This window comes from Fructobacillus sp. ESL1096 (assembly GCF_058511985.1).
In genome coordinates this window covers 1,126,545-1,144,386 of record NZ_CP196400.1, presented here as the reverse complement: position 1 = coordinate 1,144,386, position 17,842 = coordinate 1,126,545, and the positions used below count along the sequence as shown (strand labels likewise).

The window sequence follows — 17,842 nt, the reverse complement described above, 5'->3', positions numbered from 1 at the left end:
CTCGATTATCGAGACTTGATTTCGCTTTCAACCAAGTACTTATGATTTATGACCATCTTACCACCATTGGTTGGCTGATAGCTAACTACATAAGCAGGACCATTAACCACCTTTGTGATGGTTGCTTTAGCCCCCTTCATTGCGGCCATATGAGTACTTGTTAACGTGACCATATCACCTACTTGGTGATCCATCATGTCAGAAAAGTCTTCCTTGGTTAACCACTTGTGACCGCTGACCTGTTTGTCGCCATTAGTTGGCTGGTAATCGACCTCATAGAGTTTGACAGCATAGGCGGCCACGACAGTTCCCTTAGCGCCCTTCATTCCCGTCATATGGTCAGCCTCTAAAGTAATCTTTGAGCCAACCGGGTACTTCGGTTGATTAGCATTTGGTAAATCAGTTGGTAAACTTTCATCCATGTCCATGCCAGACATCGAAGACGACATGGCCATCGCTGATGATGAGGACATCTGCATCTGACTACTAGACATGGTCATCTTTTGGGTATGGCGCTTATCCTTTTTTCCCATTCCCAAAACCAGTACCAAACCCAAGATAAAGACTAGTCCCAGGGCCAATAACCAACCAATTGTTTTCTTCTGCATTTTCTGCTCCTTCTTCGACTTTCATATTGGTATAGTTTAAATAACAACGTTTTAATTATAAACAAATTCAATTATATAGGCAAGGAATGTCTTTTTATTCCAAATAAAAAAAGAATAGGTTTCCCTATCCTTTTTTATGGGGCATTCTGTCCCAAAAATTATCTTTATTTGCTTGTCGACTACGCGCGATACCCATTTGATGAAAGTTAACATCATCTGTGATCGTTGAACCCGCTGCCGTGATGCTTTCATCAGCTAAAGTCACGGGGGCAATAATCTTCGTATTTGATCCGATAAAGGCACGGTCACCGACTATCGTATCAAATTTATTCACGCCGTCGTAATTGACGAAGATCGTTCCGGCCCCAACGTTCACATCTGCTCCTAATTGAGCATTACCAACATAAGAAAGATGACCAACTTTAGCTCCAAGGCCAACTGTTGCCTTCTTGACTTCAACAAAGTTTCCCAAATGTGCTTGGTCTTTGATATCAGCCAATGGCCGCAGATGAGCATAGGGACCAATTGTTGTCTTGTTTCCCACTAGTGCTTCTTCAAGTTGCGAGGAAGTAATAATGTTTTCATCCCCAATTGTTGAATCCTCAATTCGGGTGCCGGCTGTCAAAACGTTTTCTTGACCAATCACCGTCTTTCCCTTCAAGGTCACATTGCCTTCAATCACCGTGTCTTGGCCAATTTGAACACCTGCATCGATATAGGTATTATCAGGATCAATTAATTCAACACCATTTTGCATGTGTCCCTGATTAATCCTCATTCGCATAATCTTATTGGCTGCAGCCAAGGCAACGCGATCGTTGACCCCCATCGATTCGGAAAAGTCCATCGTCTGGTAGGCCCCAATCTGTTGCCCCATTTCCCGCAAAATGTCGAGCGTATCAGGCAGGTAGTATTCGGCTTGAACATTATCATTACCAACCTGAGAAAGAGCTTGAAACAAGAGTTGATTATCGAAAATGTAAACACCTGTATTGATTTCTTGGATACGGCGTTCCGTGACGGACGCATCCTTTTCCTCAACAATCTTTAAGACCATTTCGTCCTCACCACGGACAATCCGACCATAACCCGTTGGATTTTCTGCAAAGGCCGTCAAAACCGTAACAGCATTCTTGGTCCGAGCGTGCTCATCCAAAAGCGCCTGCAGCGTTTCCGTTGTAAAGAGTGGCGTATCCCCTGATAAAATCAGTGTCGCCCCCTGGTTATCAGCTAATGCCTGCTTCGTCTGCAAGACAGCGTGACCGGTTCCTAATTGCTGTTCTTGAACAACGAAGTCGGTCTTCCCGGCTAAGTGGTCTTGAACCTGCTTGGCCCCGACGCCGGTGACCGTTAAAATTTTATTTGGCTTCAATGGTGCCACCGCAGCAACTACCCAATCAACCATTGCCCGACCGGCAACTTGGTGCAAGACCTTTGGCAGGTCTGATTTCATCCGCGAACCGTTCCCGGCCGCCAAAATGACAACGTTTGTGGCTTGCATCGTTTCTTATTCCTTACCTTGATAAATTTCTGCAAAATAGTTTCCTGGCTGCACACTAATCGACTGACCAGAGTCCAAGTTGGTTTCAACGTGCAACAAAGAAGTATAATCCTCTAACAAACGGACATTTGACCGACCTTCAGCAAAGACAGCTGTCCCAACAACAGTACCACCAAATTCGCGGACCAAAGTTTGCATTCCCTGAATGGTTCCGCCAGCCTTCATAAAGTCATCGACAATCAAGACGCGGGCGCCGGCCTTCAAAGACCGCTTAGATAAGGCCATCTTTTCAACGCGCTTTGAGGACCCAGTCAAGTAATTAACTGAAATCATCGAGCCTTCGGTCACCTTAGCATCATCACGAACAATCACAAAAGGCACATTTAACTGGTCAGCAACTGCTTGAGCCAAAGGAATTCCCTTCGTTGCAGCGGTCATCACTGCATCAATTTCTTCCCCAACATACTGAGTTGTAATCAATCGTCCGGTCTGTCGTAAGACATTTGGCTGTCCTAACAAATCAGATAAGTAAACATAGCCGCCCGGCAAAACGCGAGATTCATCATTGACAATTTGGCAAATACCATCAACAAAGTCTTTGGCTTCGCCAGCTGCCATTAAGGGTGTATAGTAAACTCCTCCGGCTGCCCCTGGATAGGTTTTGACTTCACCTGTTCCACGTGCTTTATAGGTCCGGCGAATGATTGACAAATCTTCGGAAATTGACGATTTTGCCGCTTCATAGCGATCAGCAAAAAAGTTCAGTGAAATCAGTTGGCGCGGGTGGTCCAATAAATAATGCGACATATCGACCAAACGGTCAGCTCGACGTGTTTTCATAGGTATTTTTGTGGGCAAAAAGGCTGCCCTTTCCTCCTCAGAGTATTAATTTCCATCGCAACTATTATAGCATAAAACCAGGAGTTAAAAACGAACATTCGTTTTTAACTCCGGTTTTTATTAATATTTGTTACAAAAAGGTTGACCTAATCATTTTATTCCTTAGCTAACCAAATTGAAAGCAGATAAATCAACACTTCAATCCCAGCAATAAAGGCAGAGGTTGGCAGGTTCGTTACGTAGGCCAAAGCCAATCCAATCCAAGTTCCGAACAAGGCAAAGAAGACCGATAAAGCCATCAAACGACCAACAGAACCCTGATAATAGCGGGCTGAAGCTGCCGGCAAAGTAACCAAGACAAAGATTAATAATGAGCCAACTAATTGTGAAGAAATGGCTACGGATAGTGCCATCACTACTAAGAAAAGGATTTTCAACCAGGTCTTTTTCCCTCGTGAAAGTAATAGTCCGGCCTCGTCAAAAGCCAGTAAGCGCAATGGTTTGTAAAACAAGAAAATAACGACAAAGACTCCCAGAGCCATCCCCGCCAAGATTAGCAAATCAGTGTGAGAAATCCCCAGCACGGAACCAAATAAAATGCCGGTTGCCGCCGAGTTGGCAGTATGGCCAAGGGCCAAGAAAAGAATTCCTAAGGCGATGGCAAAGGCTGAAACGGCAGAAGTCACGTTGTCCTGGCGGACCTTGGCATTTTCAAGCCCCCCAATTGATAACGCAGCCAAAATGGTAAAAATGACCATCCCCAAGAGTGGTGGCCAACCAATAAAGAAACCAAAGGCCGCACCAGCAAACGCAATTTCACTTAAAGAATGGCTCAAGAAGTTATATGACCGAGCTACCACGAAAGTTCCCACGATTCCAGCAACAATTGAAATCACCGTGCCGGCAATAAAAGCATTTTGCATAAAAACTTGATCAAACATATTTTACCTCCTGGCGGTGTTGTGAAGCAGCCGCATCTGGTAAATCAGCTGCTCGACCACTTTGAATTTGGCCGTCATATAACCAAAGGTAACCATCTGCATACTCTTTGATCCAAGAGGTATCGTGTGAAATCCACAAAACACCAATTTGGCGCCTTTGCTGCAAGGCGCGGACGCTCTTTACCAATGCTAAGGCATGGTTAGCGTCCAAAGCAGCGGTCGGCTCATCTAAGATCAACAAATCAGGCTCTTGGACTAGTGCTTGAGCAATATAGGCCCGTTGCTTCTGCCCACCAGAGGCATCCGATAGCCGTAGATCGGCTAAATCAGCTAAGTCAACTTGCTTCAAAGCTTGTTCAATGGCTGATTTTTCATGAGCATTGAGCCAGGGACGTAGCCCTGATTTTAAGCCTAAGGCGATAAAGGACCGAATCGTCAGTGGGTAATCATCCCCTAAATCACGAAACTGTGGTACGTAGGCCAAGCTCTGGCTGTTGACCTCAATCATCGCCTTCTGTTTCTTGTTTTCATGGCCCAAATGTTTTTGACCAATGACCTCTTGAATCAAGGCCTTAATTAAAGTCGTCTTGCCGGTTCCATTTTCACCAACAATGACAGTAAAGCGGTGTTCATCAATTTTAAAGGAAACATCCTTTAAAATCAGACGATCACCAAAGGCAGCGGTAAAGTTTTTAACAACAATCTGCGCACTCATGGCATTCTCCTCTTTCGTTTTAAAACCAGACCAACAAAAAAAGCCCTGACGGGCTTTTTATGTATTTCCTTAATCGGCAAACGTGACTTCCACGTTATTCGTTAAAACGTCTGTGTAACTGTATGAAGCACGCTCAAAATCAGCTTCTTCATCTAGTTCAACCACAAACAGTGATGGGAAAGTAGAACGCAAGATTCCGGAACGTTCCGTAAATTTCTTACGACCTGCTTGAGAAACTACAGTGACTGTTTCGCCTATGTGCGCGTCCAAGCGCGACTTAATATCTTCCAAAGTTGACATTTTCGACCGCCTTTCTCATTAAACAAGAACTATTATAACACATTAGTAACAAAAGTTCAATATTAGCAAACATTGCGGTTTTTGGCGTTAACAGTTATCACGCATAGAATCCCTGTTCCATCAGGGCTAAATACAAGTCCGTTAATTGGTTGAGGGTTAGTTTTTCAGCTCGAACCCCCGGTTGAATATTCGATTGGTCTAGAGCGCTTTTTAGCCGCTCCTTAATTGCTTCATCCTTGCCGAAACGTTGTAGAAGATTATTCCAAAGTGACTTCCGTCGATGGGCAAATGTCGCCTTAACTAGCGAGAACAGTTGATCAGGATTATCAACTGGTTGGTCAGGTTCTCTTGGAGTTAGAGAAACAACAGCCGAATCCACATTTGGTGACGGATTAAAGGCAGTTCGTGGCACTGTTAAGGCAGTCTGAACATTAGCGTAGTAAGACAAAGTAATCGACAAAACACCATATTCCTTCGTCCCCGGCTCAGCCGTTAGGCGGTCAGCCACTTCCTTTTGCATCATTACCACTAGTCGGGACCAGTTAATCTGTGCCTGCAATAAACCTAAAAGAATGGGTGTCGTGATATAGTACGGCAAATTAGCAACCACCTTGACCGAACGATTCAGTCCAAAATGTTCAGCTAACGTTTGCTTCAAGTTAACCTCTAAGACATCATCGTTTTGAACCGTGACATTCTCATACGGTGCCAAGGTTTCACCTAAGACCTTGACCATGTCCCGGTCAATTTCAAAGGCGAGGACCTCGTCGGCGGCCAGGGCCAAATATTCGGTTAACCCACCAATACCAGGGCCAATCTCGACTACGGCGTCCTCTTTACTCAACTCTGCTGCAGCTACAATCCCAGTTAGAATATTTTGATCAGTCAAAAAATTTTGACCAAACTTTTTTTTAGCCCGCAGGCCATACTGATTTAAAATTGCTTGAGTCCGCATTGGATTGGCAATTTTAATTGACTTTTCCATTAATGTTTCCTTTCAAGGCTGCCACAACCTGCTTTTGCATAATGCCATAGGCTAAAAGGCGATGATACAGTTGTTTGCCATTAGCATAACCAATTTGTAGGTTTTGCCCTAGTAAAATTCGTTGTTCCTTGGCAGTTGGCCCACCAATTAAGCCCAAATCCACCAGAAAGTCCCGATCAATGTCAGAATTCGGTCGAGATCGACCAACTTGCCGATCAGCCGCCACCAGGCAGGCAGACAAAACACTCAACGGTGCATGTTCCACCCCCAATGATTTGTGGGGATTGTCCTTTTGTGCCCGCCCCTGCTCCTGGCTAATTGTTGCTTGAGCAACTTCCGGCACTGCTTCAGTAATTAATCGCCGTAACCGGTTTCCATTAAAATCCGGATCAGTTAGTACAATGGCCCCCCGCTCTGAAGCCGCCTTTTGAATGCGAACGATAACCTCTTCGCCCAGGGCTGCTCCCCTGGTTTCGATCGTGTCACAATCAACCGCTTGGCTTAAGCGCTTTGTATCCGACCACCCTTCCACGACAACCATCGCCTTAATTTTGGGTCGGTCAGTCATGGTTCAAAAAAGCCCGTTCAGCGTTTTGCTTAGTTCGTGTTGCCAGATCATCAGCTGACATTGAAAGTGTTTTGGCCAAATCATCAATCACAAACTTAGTCCAACCAGGTTCGTTGCGTTTACCACGATTTGGACTTGGCGCCAGGTATGGTGCATCTGTTTCCACCAAAATTTGGTCCAATGGGATAACCTTGGCTGCTTCTCGAACTTCTTCCGCTTTTTTGAAGGTCACCACACCAGAAAAGGAAAGATAATAACCTAAATCAGCGAACGCCTTGGCCTGTTCTTTGGTACCGGAGAAGGAATGAATGACCGCCTTTTTCACCTTCTGCTCCTTTAAAACACGGTAAACATCATCGAAGGCTTCTCGGTTATGGATAACAACCGGTAAATCCTTTTCTTTTGCCAAACCAATTTGTGCTAAAAAGGCCTTCATTTGAACATCTTTATCGGTATCAAAGTGATAATCCAAGCCGGTTTCACCTACGGCAACAACCTTATCTTGGTCCAACTGTTTGGTAAGCGTCGCAAGAGCCGCCTCATCAAAATCAGGTGTATCCTCAGGCTGATAGCCTAAGATAGCGTAAACGCCGTCATTTTCTTCTGCAATGGCTAAAGCCCGTTGATTGCCAACTGCGTTATAGCCGACAACATTCATTTCAACTACTTGGAATTCATGTGCCCGCGCTAAGTATGCTGGCACATCAAAGTACAGTTCATCGTCATTCAAATGTGTATGACTGTCATATGATGGTGCTGGTTGTTCATTTGGATGGTAAATCGCCATGATGGCCTCCTTTTTTACTTCCTTTATTCTAGCACAGGATGGCATTTTTCTTTTGAATTCGTGAGGAAATAGACAAACATTATTACCAAAAAATACTAATTCCCGTGCTGATATGTGAACTAGTGGCCTGTTGATAAAAAAAGACTACTCAGCAACTTATCCCCCAAAAAGCGAGGTTTTGAACTGAGCAGTCCTCATTTTAAGCACCGACTGGTGCATAATTCTTCAAGACACCGTTAACAAACTGAGCATCTTGCTGGCTAGCAAATTCCTTGGCAAGTTCAACCGCTTCATCCACTACAACCTTGTAGGGTGCCGGTTCTGGCATCTGCAATTCATAAACTGCGATGCGCAAAATAACAAGGTTAACCCGTGCAATTCGGTCAACCTTCCAGCCTAAGGCTAAGTGTTTTGCGATATCAGCATCCAATTGTGTTTTTCGCGCTAAAACACCGTTAACCAGTTGGGGCAAAAAAGCATGATAATCTTGATCACCGACAACTAAGTCATAGACCAAATCCATTTCAGCTTCATCTGGCGTCTTGTTGGCGCAAGCAAAGAGAATCTGGACGGCCGCTTGCCGTTCTTCATGTCGTGATAATTGAGTCATTAGCTGGGCTCCTTTGCCAGGTCATGATCAAACAAATGGTCTGGGTCCAGGGTATTGTTTGTCTCATCGGGGACCAAATCGGCAATATTCACGTTCACTTCCGTAACCGTTAAGCCAGTCAAATCAGCCAAGTTTTTCTTGATTGATTGTTGGATAGCAAAAGCCACCTTTGGTACGACAACACCGTAATGCAAAACAACAGAGACGTCAAAATTCAAACCATCTTCATCGTTTTCCAATAAAACACCCTTTGTTTTGGCAATATTGGTTAAAGATTTTGGAAAATGGTCGTAGACATTTGTTTGCATGGCCGCGACACCCTCAACCTCAAGGGTTGCTGCCTGTGCAATCAATTCCAAGGCGTGCCGAGCAACCATTGTTTGCCCATCTTCCATTTTTTCAGCGGATAGTAAAAAGTTCTTATTCGCTAAGTTGGCTTGCTTGACCATTGTTCCTCCAATCAACCGATAAAATCGGTACCAATAAATACAAAAGACTGCTTCATCAAGAAAGCAGCCTAAGCAACCTTAGGCCCGACCCTTGTAGGACCCATCTTCAGTATTAACAATGATGGTTTCACCTTCGTTAACAAAATCTGGCACTGTAATAGTGGCACCAGTTTCAACAGTAGCAGGCTTGCCTGAACCAGTAGCTGTTGCGCCCTTGATACCAGGTTGCGTCTCCGTTACCTTCAAAGTAACAGTTGATGGCAACTCTGCCCCCAAGACTTCTGAACCATACATCGTAATCTTAACTTCCATTCCTTCAAGCATGAACTTCAAGGCTTCTTGCAAGTTATCATCTGAAATGTTGATTTGTTCGTAAGTTTCAGTGTCCATAAAGACACGACCGTCGTTTTCGGCGTACAAGTATGACATTGGGCGCGTTGTAATTTCGGCCTGTTCAAACTTATCACCAGGACGGAAGGTTACTTCGTTAACCGCACCCGTCCGCAAGTTCTTCAACTTAGAGCGCACAAAGGCTGCTCCCTTTCCAGGCTTCACGTGTTGGAATTCCAATACACGCCAGATTGAGTTTGAGTATTCAATCGTCAAACCTGTCTTCAAATCATTCATGCCAATTGCCATGAGTATATCCCTCGTTCGTTAAGTAATTGTATTTTATTATAACAAATTTTTAGTCAATACGCACTCTTCTTTCAAAATGACGGTTTTATATCAACTCGCTTTGTCAGCAAAAGATTAAACCAGCACCAGCTTCCATTATATATAAATACTTTTATATATAAATACTTTCCAAGACATTGATTTGGTATTTACTAAAAATTAAACACAAAAAAATTTGATTATTAATGACAAAACGATTCGTACCAACAACTATTTTTTTGACAAAGGCTACGCCTTCTTAAGAAACCGCCCCATCCCCTGCCAGCTGTGGTAAAATAAAAGTTAAGGTTTTCGTTCGTGATCAATTAAAAATTAAACTTGGAGGAACAAACATGGTTTACAAAGTTTACTATCAAAGTCATTTCGACCGCAATCCAAAGCGGGAAAACACTGAGGCCTTTTACATTGAGGCCGAATCAAAGCCAGCCGCGCTCGCAGCTGCGCAAGCAAATACCGAATTTAACATCGAAGATGTTGAAGAATTATCCGATGCAGCACTGGTGTACGAACAGGCTAACCCGGAATTTAAGTTAACAACCTTCGCCTAATGTCAGCAGTTGATATTAAGGAAAACGAAGTCGGCGTTTACGCCCTTGGCGGACTTGGCGAAATTGGAAAAAACACATATGGAATCCAATACCAGGACGAAATTATCGTCGTGGATGCCGGAATTAAGTTTCCGGAGGACTCCCTTTTAGGAATTGACTATGTCATTCCAGACTATTCGTACTTAGTCGAAAACATTGACAAAGTAAAAGCTCTGGTGATTACCCACGGACACGAAGACCACATCGGGGCGATTGCTTACTTTTTACAAGCCGTCAATGTACCAGTTTATGCTGGCCCACTGGCAATGGCCTTAATTCGTAACAAATTAGAAGAAAAGCAGCTCTTAAACCGCGCTGAACTCCATGAAATTACGGATGGGTCGGTAATTGAATTTAACCAAATGTCAGTTGAATTCATTCGCACCACTCACTCAATCCCAGACGTTTTTGCCGTTTCAGTCAAAACACCCGTTGGAACGATTGTTGAAACCGGTGATTTCAAATTTGATTTAACACCAACCACCAAGCAAAAACCAAACCTCTGGTCAATGGCTCGTACTGGCGAAGAAGGTGTTTTGTTACTAATGTCCGATTCAACTAACGCTGAGCGGCCCGAGTGGACAAAATCAGAAGCCTGGGTTGAAAAAACTGTTCAAAAACTTTTTGAACAACTCAAGCACGGCCGGATTATTTTTGCTACTTTCGCTTCCAACATGAACCGAATCAAAATGGCAACAGATGCAGCCATTGCTCATGGTCGTAAGATTGCCGTCTTCGGCCGATCAATGGAATCAGCCATGACGAACGGGCGAGCCCTTGGATACTTAAACATCCCGGACGATGCTCTGATTGAGCAGTCACAGATTAAAAATATCCCAGATGACGAACTTTTGATTCTCTCAACCGGATCACAGGGAGAATCAATGGCCGCTTTGGCACGAATTGCTAATGGGACGCACAAGCAGGTTCGCTTAAAGCCAAACGATAACGTGATTTTTTCTTCTTCCCCAATTCCTGGGAACACAGCCTCTGTTAACGCTGTAATTAATAAACTAGAAGAAGGTGGCGCTAACGTTATTCATGGTAAGTTAAACAATATCCACACTTCTGGTCACGGTGGCCAAGAAGAACAAAAGTTGATGTTATCATTAATGAAGCCTGAATACTTTATGCCCGTCCACGGTGAATACCGGATGCTCAAAGTCCATGCTGGCCTAGCCGAAGAGTTGGATATTCCAAAGGACCATACCTTTATCCTAGAAAACGGTGATGTCCTCGCTCTTGACGGTGTGAATCCACCACGGATTGCCGGACACTTCCCTGCCGAAGATACTTATATCGATGGCTCAGGAATTGGTGATATTGGTTCGATCGTCTTACACGACCGCTTAAAATTGTCACAAGATGGTTTGGTCATCGTCACAGCGACGATTGACTTAAAAAAGAAGGAAATCCTTTCCGGACCTGATATCCTATCCCGTGGTTTTGTTTACATGCGTGAATCTGGTGACCTCATTAATGATGGTCGTCATGTCATTTTCAATACGATTCGTAAGGCAATGTCTGCAAAGAATGCTAGTGAATCCGATATTCGTCAGGTCATCATTGATGATCTTTCCAAGTATTTGCATAAAGAAACGGCTCGTAAGCCAATGATTTTGCCAATGCTGATTATGATTTAAAACACAAAACGTCTAAATGATTTTATCGTTTAGACGTTTTTTTCAGACTAAAATCTGCTATTATTAAAGGGTATCGTTAACATTTTGTTTAGGGTTTTACTTGTTTAACGATTAATTATCCGTTTCTATCCCAAAAAGGAGCTTTAAGAGATGACAGAACGCAAGATTCCGGCGATTATGGGAACACAACACCCTGATAACGCCAACGCCCCCTTCTGGGACACCGCACAACAACCTTTCATCAGTGCTTACCGGGAAACTGATGAAGCCTTTCAAAATTACCAGACCCTCGATGTTGATGAATACATGTGGGACTGGGAAGGGAAACACGCCGATGCGGCAGTCATCGACCGCCTTTTCTCAACCCACTATGAATACTTTAAGGAACACCAACTTGGTCGTGACAAATTTTTGACGTTCCGTTTCCCAAATATTTGGGAAGAAAAAGGCTACAACTTAATGCAAGCCATGACGGCCTTTTTAAGTTCCGAAGACTTTGCCAATGACCTTGGTTTTGACCAACGCCCCTTGTTTGAAGCCATTTTACCAATGGCTCAACGTGCTGATCAAATCATTGAAATGCAGCTTTTGTTTGAAAAGCTGGCCCAGTTCAAAGATGCAACCTTTACACCCACGGAAGACAACAAGGCTTACATCGAGATGATTCCACTCTTCGAAGACTTTGAAACGCAATACCACGCACCAGAAATTTTAAAGGAATACTTGAACCTACATGAAGAACACTTTGGCTTCCGGCCAAAGCACCTGCGTGTCTTTTTAGCCGGTTCTGATTCTGCTCTTTCAGCCGGCTTTATGTCTTCCATTATTGGAAATAAGTTAGCCTTAGCGCGCTTGCACCAATTTGCCGAGAAGGAAGGTATCGCCATCTACCCAATTTCTGGAACGGGGTCTGCCATCTTCCGTGGTGGCCTTTCACCTCAACGTGTCAAACGCTATGTCCGTGAATTCCCTGGTGTCAGAACAGCAACTGTTCAGTCAGCATTCCGTTATGACTTCTCCATCGACGAAACAAGGGCCGGCATCAAGTACTTGAAAGAAGAATTACCAAAGGCAAAGCCATTGGTAATTAGCGCTGAAGACGAAGCCATTCTTTCCGATATCGCCCAAAAATCAGCAGCCTTCTACCAGGAAACACTCGAACAATTAGTTCCTGACGTCCAACCAATCTTCAAGGCCTTCCCAAAGCGCCGTGACCGTCGTCAGCACGTGGGGGTTTTGGGCTATTCCCGTTCCGTTGATAACATCGAATTACCCCGAGCCATTAATTTTACCGGCGCCTTTTATTCAATCGGTGTACCACCCGAATTTATTGGTTTTGGCCGGGCATATGAAAGCCTCAATGAAGAACAGCTAGCTGTCTTGAACCGCTATTACCCAAGTATGCGCGCTGATTTTGGTGAATTAGCTCACTATATCAATTGGGATGCCCTTCAAATTTTGAAGACGCAAAGCCCAGCCTGGCAAGATGTCGAAGAAGACATCGTCATCCTCAAGGATGCCTTTGACCTCCACATTGGACCAGAAACAATGGCTGAGCAACAACACGCCGAAATTGCCCTCCAAGTTGTTGAATTCAAGGAAGGCGCTTCCGTGGCCATTACCGCCTTGATTAATCGTATGGCCCAATTGCGTCATTTCTTGGGTTAAGCAAACGATTAAAGTTCAATCACCATAAAGACTACCTGATGATTTAAAGCAAAAAAATTAGGTCAGCTCATTGAGCGGCCTTGAGGACTAACGGCCGTTATTGAATTGGCGTCAGTCCTTTTTGTTTGTTCTGAATGCTTTTACCTTCTTGATTGATCTCTTTGGCACAATCATACTAACTTTGCAAAGATAATGACTATTAATCGGGTCTGCTTTGACTCATTTGAATATAGTCAATACCCGCAATTGGTCTGTCTAAATTTGGGGAATCATATCACTCAACTTAGTCTTTTTACTTTGCTCGTTATTTCTTTATACCAAAGACCGACAGCAAAACAAATGTCAAGAAAAAAATCATCACCAACCTTGATTTTCTGCTATAATCGACGTATTCTGATAAACGTAAAATGATGCCCGCCGTTTGGGTATCCGGCATGCACTGGCATGCCTTTTTTAACGACATAGCAAAGACTTAAAATTATGACATCAGCACACTTTATTATTGATACAACCTTGATTCGCCCAAAAGATCTTGGAGCCTTGGATCAAATCAAAAGTCAATTAACAGCCGCCCAAGCGGTCACAAGTTTTCAAAAGGCCTCTACGCACATCTCGGTCTACAGCCTTGCCCGCAAAATCGCTAAGACCATGCAAACAGAAGCCAGCCTCCCAATCGTCGTCATTGGTAATTCGGCTTCCTTGAATGCAACTTTAGCCGCAATTTTAGACTTTGATGATACCCTGCGCTGGCCACTTTTGTTAATTAACTGGGGGGATAAAAACCACTCATCCAGTCATCTTGTGCATCAAATTTTAACTGCTTTAAATACCCAAACTATCCGGCAGGTTTCTCTTGGACTAGTAACGGGCTCTGTTCCAAAGCAGGGTAAGCAATACTTCTTGGATACCTTCCAAGTTGGTCCTGATTTTTCAGCCATTTTACCTGAATTCAATCAAAAATTTGCATGGAAACATGCCTTTCAGCAAATATTTTCTTTTTGGGGCCAGGCTTCCCGCAACCAAAACAAAATCAGTTTTTCTTGGACCCTTCGTTTTGGTCAGACCTATCAAAACCATTCCAAGACACTCGGTTTACAAATTATTCCGAGCAAAGATGGCAACACAGCCGAAATCCGCCTAGTTAACCAACTGCCTTGGCCACAAATCATGCTGACCTATCTACGTGGTAAAAAAGGCGTGGAAAATCCTAGTCGAAAGGGCTTTACAACCATTCCCCTAACCATTCCTGCCGATTTTCATATCAAAGATATTCAGTCGGTCAAAACTGATGGCCGCCCCCTTCAATCCGGGGCCTATTCCTTCACCATGACAATCGCGGGGACTTACCCAATCATGGGAGTTGCCGAAAACTAATCAACACAAATTAAAAGACCTGGATGCGTCCTTTGACTGCATTCAGGTCTTTTATTGGTTGATCTTATCGAAATTCAATCCAAATAATTTTGATTTTTCTAAAGAAACTTGGCCTACAACTCTGCCTTGATTTTCTCAACCTGGTCCAACTTTTCCCATGGCAAGTCCAAATCAGGACGACCAAAGTGACCGTAAGCAGCTGTTTGCTTATAAATTGGCCGACGAAGGTCTAGGCTATTAATGATTGCCAAAGGACGGAAGTCAAAAAGCTTCTCAACGATGGCTTCAATCTTGTCTTCTGCGACTTTTTCAGTCCCAAATGCTTCAATATTCAACGAAACCGGCTTGGCAACACCAATTGCATAGGCTACCTGGAGCTCAATCTTGTCAGCCAAGCCAGCAGCCACCAAATTCTTGGCCACATAGCGAGCATAGTAAGCGGCCGACCGGTCAACCTTGGTGGCATCCTTTCCTGAGAAAGCACCACCACCGTGGTGGGCTGCCCCCCCATAAGTATCGACGATAATTTTACGGCCTGTCAAACCAGAGTCGGCTTGAGGACCACCCAAGACAAAGCGGCCGGATGGATTAATATAATACTTCGTTTGGTCATCAACCAAATCAGCAGGCAAGACCGGATCAACCACGAACTTTTTTATATCAGCACGTAATTGTTCCAATGTTACTTCTGCATCGTGCTGAGTTGACAAAACAACGGCCGCAATACGCTTAACCTGGCCATCATCCGTCAATTCTAGTGTTACTTCACCCTTGGCATCTGGGCGTAAGTAAGCCAATTCTTGGTCATTTCGTACCTGACGAATTTTACGCATTAACTGATGGGACAAGTCCAAAGCTAATGGCAAGTAATCAGTCGTTTCATTGGTGGCATAGCCAAAAACCATTCCCTGGTCGCCGGCACCTAATTGGTCTGGATCATCTTCGGCCGCATCAACAGCTTGAGCAATATCTGGTGATTGTTCCACAATCTTGTTCGAAACATTGATTGAATCAGCTGAAAAACCAAATTCCGGCTGATTGTAGCCAATGGCCTTGATCGTATCAACGGCAATTTGACGGACGTTCACATAAGCAGTCGTTGACAACTCACCAAAAATCGAAACATCGCCCGTTGATGTGGTCACTTCAATGGCGGCCCGAGCCTTTGGATCTTCTGTCAACACAGCATCCAAGATGGCATCAGCAATTTGGTCCGCTACCTTATCCGGATGGCCATTGGCAACTGATTCAGCAGTAAAAAATTTTGTCATTTTCTTTTTCTCCTTTAAATTAACTAACAATATAGAGACAAAAGAAAAGCACCTTGGACAACCCAAAGCGCTTTGCAAGTTGCCTATCTTACAGAATTACCACCGTGCAAATGCCGGTTGGTGCAGGTTCACCGTGCTGTATCACTTCCCTGCTCTTGATAGTTATGTAATTTATAATTTATATTCTACATGATAGAATAAGAAATAGCAATTGACTTTCGAGGTTCTGATGACAAAAGAAAATGAAACAATCACTCCTGATCAACAAACCAGCACGCCACTGAATGGCGCAAGTGACGAACCACTCCAGGAAAAAACGGCTGATTTTTTCTCCCGGTCACAACGCCGCCAAGAACAAAAACAACAGCACCAACAAGCTAACCAAGGCCAAGTCGCTGCCCTACCAGCCCCTCATCGCTATACGGTTCCAGCGATTGCAGTCGGTTTAAACATCATCTGGTGGCAACAGCCCCTTATCTACCATCAAGTTTGGCAAAATGCTGGTAACTGGCAAATTTGGTCCTTAATTGCCTATTCAATCTTTTCTGCAATGACGTTGGGTTTCCTCGTTAAAAATCGGTTTGCCAAGGCCGACTGGCATGTTTGGGCCTCCTTAGCTGCTTCTTTAATTGTGCTTTTCAATTCACAATTACGGTCGCGCTTTGAAGTTTTAGCCCTCCTCCTGCTCTTTATTTGCTTCTTGCTGATTTTACCCTTTCGAGCCTTTCAGTTGAAGAACCCGCTTGGTTTAGCCGGTTTGAGCATCTTGCTGACCTTTTCGGTGCCAATTTGCATCAACTATCTGGCCAACAACTATGTTGAACCTGATTTTTTGAAGCAATCATGGCTTTTAGTCTTTGCCACGGCCTTTTACTTCACTCCCCTCTTCCTACCCACAGTTAAAGGACGAAAATTAGGACTCATAACCGGTCCACTTTTTATCCTCGCCGCCCTCATATTGGAAGGCTTCTCACCAATCGCCTTGATCACAATCGTTTTCGCCATAGCTGCGTATCTCTTAACCTTTATTCGGCCATTAACCTATCAAATTCAGCCCTTAGTGGCCATTTTCGGACTAATTGTTACCGTCATGTCCTACTACCATTAAAAAACAAAAAAACGCTTAGAAGCGATTCTAAGCGTTTTTAGTTTGTAATCAAACTTATTGATCAAGTTTTGTAATCGTATAGGACTTATCATCGGCCTTACGAACAAGCAAAGCCTGAATTTCATTAGCCGTTTGAATCTTGATTTGTACAGGAGCTGATGAAGGTAAGAACTTCATCGCAGAGGTGGCAACATAGTTGGAGAAGGCTTCAATTTCGGTTGGTGAATAGAATTGCGTTGTCACCGTTACGTTCATAGAAGACAACTTATTATTCGTAAATTTAGCAGAAGCTGTTGCCCCCGCAATGTTTGGGAAGAAGTTAGAAATATCAGTCTTGAAGTTATTAAAGCCAGTATTTTCATCAGATCCAAGGCTCGAAGTGTCATCAGATTCTTTTGGCAAAACGATCGACTTTTCGTTGATATCTGACCAACTACCGATATCAGTACCTGACTTTGAGGTGGCTTCGGCATAGAAAGAACCTGGAGCCAATGAATCCTGAGAAGCAGTGTCATACATGGCCAAGACAATTAGAATGTTCTTGCCAACACCTTGTTGCTCACGAATCGTCTTGATCAACTTTGGCGCAATCTTTTGCCCGTAAGCAATCCGATCCTTATCTGAAATCGTCTGATAATAAGTCGCACCATACTGTTCCTTTTGGTAAGCATCTTGACTATTCATCGCCACGCCCACAACCATTCCAGCTAATTGCAGGTTATTGCCGCTCTTGGTCATGAAATCTTGTTCTGTTAACGTCTGAACGTAAATCGGATTTCTCGAACTATCCGTCTTGCCATTATCCTTTGGATTCAAGCCAGTTGCATTACTATCCGTTTGACGGGCTAAGAGACCATTAACGGTGTCAGCATCAAGGTACTGACCTTCCTGGAAGATGTAGCGACCAGTCTTAAAGTGCGACTTAGACAAATTCAACAATGACGTTTCAAAATCTTGGACATCCAAAGAATTGTTCAAAGATGTTGCAGTAATACCCCGAGCGGCTGATGTCAAATAATGCCCATCCTTGATGACCGTTTGATAATCCCCCGCAGAACTTTGGGTTAACTGAACACCCTTTGTTTTGGAAACACTGGGTGTGACCGAAGCGATATTAATAAAGTAAAAAAAGGCTCCTAAAATAATCAGAAGCGCGAGGCCGATTAGGATATAGCCCCGCTTTGAAATCCGTTTTAACATTGTTCTTCC

General features: G+C 43.9%; 19 protein-coding genes and 1 riboswitch. Of the genes, 5 read left to right on the top strand and 14 right to left on the bottom strand.

Features of this window, described 5'->3' with window-relative positions:
- Positions 1-5: 5 nt before the first annotated feature.
- The 12 genes from ACSYSR_RS05625 to efp all read right to left on the bottom strand — a co-directional run bounded on the left by ACSYSR_RS05625 (position 6) and on the right by efp (position 8,943).
- Entirely contained in the window at positions 6-608 is a 603-nt protein-coding gene (locus tag ACSYSR_RS05625; protein ID WP_489815862.1) for a YdhK family protein, read from the bottom strand.
- A gap of 124 nt (positions 609-732) precedes the next feature.
- On the bottom strand, positions 733-2,109 hold the full coding sequence (gene glmU / locus ACSYSR_RS05620) for a bifunctional UDP-N-acetylglucosamine diphosphorylase/glucosamine-1-phosphate N-acetyltransferase GlmU (protein WP_489815863.1): 1,377 nt from the start codon (positions 2,107-2,109) through the stop codon (positions 733-735).
- A 6-nt stretch (positions 2,110-2,115) separates the two neighbouring features.
- On the bottom strand, positions 2,116-2,949 hold the full coding sequence (gene purR, locus ACSYSR_RS05615) for a pur operon repressor (protein WP_489815864.1): 834 nt from the start codon (positions 2,947-2,949) through the stop codon (positions 2,116-2,118).
- 155 nt (positions 2,950-3,104) lie between these two features.
- A complete protein-coding gene (locus tag ACSYSR_RS05610) occupies positions 3,105-3,890 on the bottom strand; it encodes a metal ABC transporter permease (protein ID WP_489815865.1) in 786 nt (261 codons plus the stop codon).
- Complete coding sequence (locus ACSYSR_RS05605; protein ID WP_489815866.1) at positions 3,883-4,605, bottom strand: metal ABC transporter ATP-binding protein; 723 nt, start codon at positions 4,603-4,605, stop codon at positions 3,883-3,885. The genes ACSYSR_RS05610 and ACSYSR_RS05605 overlap by 8 nt, the downstream gene beginning before the upstream one ends.
- Positions 4,606-4,674: 69 nt before the next feature.
- Complete coding sequence (locus ACSYSR_RS05600) at positions 4,675-4,905, bottom strand: Veg family protein (protein ID WP_252773668.1); 231 nt, start codon at positions 4,903-4,905, stop codon at positions 4,675-4,677.
- 97 nt (positions 4,906-5,002) lie between these two features.
- On the bottom strand, positions 5,003-5,890 hold the full coding sequence (rsmA, locus tag ACSYSR_RS05595; RefSeq protein ID WP_489815867.1) for a 16S rRNA (adenine(1518)-N(6)/adenine(1519)-N(6))-dimethyltransferase RsmA: 888 nt from the start codon (positions 5,888-5,890) through the stop codon (positions 5,003-5,005).
- The gene (gene rnmV, locus ACSYSR_RS05590) at positions 5,874-6,458 is read right to left on the bottom strand and encodes a ribonuclease M5 (RefSeq protein WP_489815868.1); all 585 of its coding nucleotides are present in this window, start codon (positions 6,456-6,458) and stop codon (positions 5,874-5,876) included. Before rnmV ends, rsmA begins: the two co-directional genes overlap by 17 nt.
- A complete protein-coding gene (locus ACSYSR_RS05585; protein WP_489815869.1) occupies positions 6,451-7,245 on the bottom strand; it encodes a TatD family hydrolase in 795 nt (264 codons plus the stop codon). Before ACSYSR_RS05585 ends, rnmV begins: the two co-directional genes overlap by 8 nt.
- Before the next feature lie 199 nt (positions 7,246-7,444).
- Positions 7,445-7,855: a transcription antitermination factor NusB gene (gene nusB, locus ACSYSR_RS05580; protein WP_252773664.1), complete on the bottom strand. Its 411-nt coding sequence runs from the start codon at positions 7,853-7,855 to the stop codon at positions 7,445-7,447.
- Positions 7,855-8,304 carry an Asp23/Gls24 family envelope stress response protein gene (locus tag ACSYSR_RS05575; RefSeq protein ID WP_489815870.1) on the bottom strand — a complete coding sequence of 150 codons (450 nt, stop codon included), beginning with the start codon at positions 8,302-8,304 and terminating at the stop codon, positions 7,855-7,857. The genes nusB and ACSYSR_RS05575 overlap by 1 nt, the downstream gene beginning before the upstream one ends.
- Before the next feature lie 78 nt (positions 8,305-8,382).
- Positions 8,383-8,943, bottom strand: a complete 561-nt coding sequence (gene efp, locus ACSYSR_RS05570; protein ID WP_047975283.1) for an elongation factor P — start codon at positions 8,941-8,943, stop codon at positions 8,383-8,385.
- A 371-nt stretch (positions 8,944-9,314) separates the two neighbouring features.
- On the opposite strand from efp, the gene ACSYSR_RS05565 reads away from it, so the two are divergent.
- The 4 genes from ACSYSR_RS05565 to ACSYSR_RS05550 all read left to right on the top strand — a co-directional run bounded on the left by ACSYSR_RS05565 (position 9,315) and on the right by ACSYSR_RS05550 (position 14,254).
- Positions 9,315-9,530, top strand: coding sequence for an RNA polymerase epsilon subunit (locus tag ACSYSR_RS05565; RefSeq protein ID WP_252773662.1), 216 nt, complete (start codon positions 9,315-9,317; stop codon positions 9,528-9,530).
- Entirely contained in the window at positions 9,530-11,212 is a 1,683-nt protein-coding gene (rnjA, locus tag ACSYSR_RS05560) for a ribonuclease J1 (RefSeq protein WP_489815871.1), read from the top strand. Before ACSYSR_RS05565 ends, rnjA begins: the two co-directional genes overlap by 1 nt.
- A 150-nt stretch (positions 11,213-11,362) precedes the next feature.
- Positions 11,363-12,880, top strand: a complete 1,518-nt coding sequence (ppcA, locus tag ACSYSR_RS05555) for a phosphoenolpyruvate carboxylase (protein WP_489815872.1) — start codon at positions 11,363-11,365, stop codon at positions 12,878-12,880.
- A 480-nt stretch (positions 12,881-13,360) separates the two neighbouring features.
- Positions 13,361-14,254: a hypothetical protein gene (locus ACSYSR_RS05550; RefSeq protein WP_489815873.1), complete on the top strand. Its 894-nt coding sequence runs from the start codon at positions 13,361-13,363 to the stop codon at positions 14,252-14,254.
- A gap of 113 nt (positions 14,255-14,367) precedes the next feature.
- Here ACSYSR_RS05550 and metK read toward each other — a convergent pair whose 3' ends face one another.
- The gene (gene metK / locus ACSYSR_RS05545; RefSeq protein ID WP_489815874.1) at positions 14,368-15,525 is read right to left on the bottom strand and encodes a methionine adenosyltransferase; all 1,158 of its coding nucleotides are present in this window, start codon (positions 15,523-15,525) and stop codon (positions 14,368-14,370) included.
- A gap of 80 nt (positions 15,526-15,605) precedes the next feature.
- Positions 15,606-15,690: riboswitch (SAM riboswitch) on the bottom strand.
- 64 nt (positions 15,691-15,754) lie between these two features.
- Between metK and ACSYSR_RS05540 the strand changes: the two genes are divergently transcribed.
- The gene (locus tag ACSYSR_RS05540; protein ID WP_489815875.1) at positions 15,755-16,633 is read left to right on the top strand and encodes a hypothetical protein; all 879 of its coding nucleotides are present in this window, start codon (positions 15,755-15,757) and stop codon (positions 16,631-16,633) included.
- A gap of 54 nt (positions 16,634-16,687) precedes the next feature.
- Here ACSYSR_RS05540 and ACSYSR_RS05535 read toward each other — a convergent pair whose 3' ends face one another.
- A complete protein-coding gene (locus ACSYSR_RS05535; protein ID WP_489815876.1) occupies positions 16,688-17,833 on the bottom strand; it encodes a CamS family sex pheromone protein in 1,146 nt (381 codons plus the stop codon).
- Positions 17,834-17,842 lie beyond the last annotated feature (9 nt).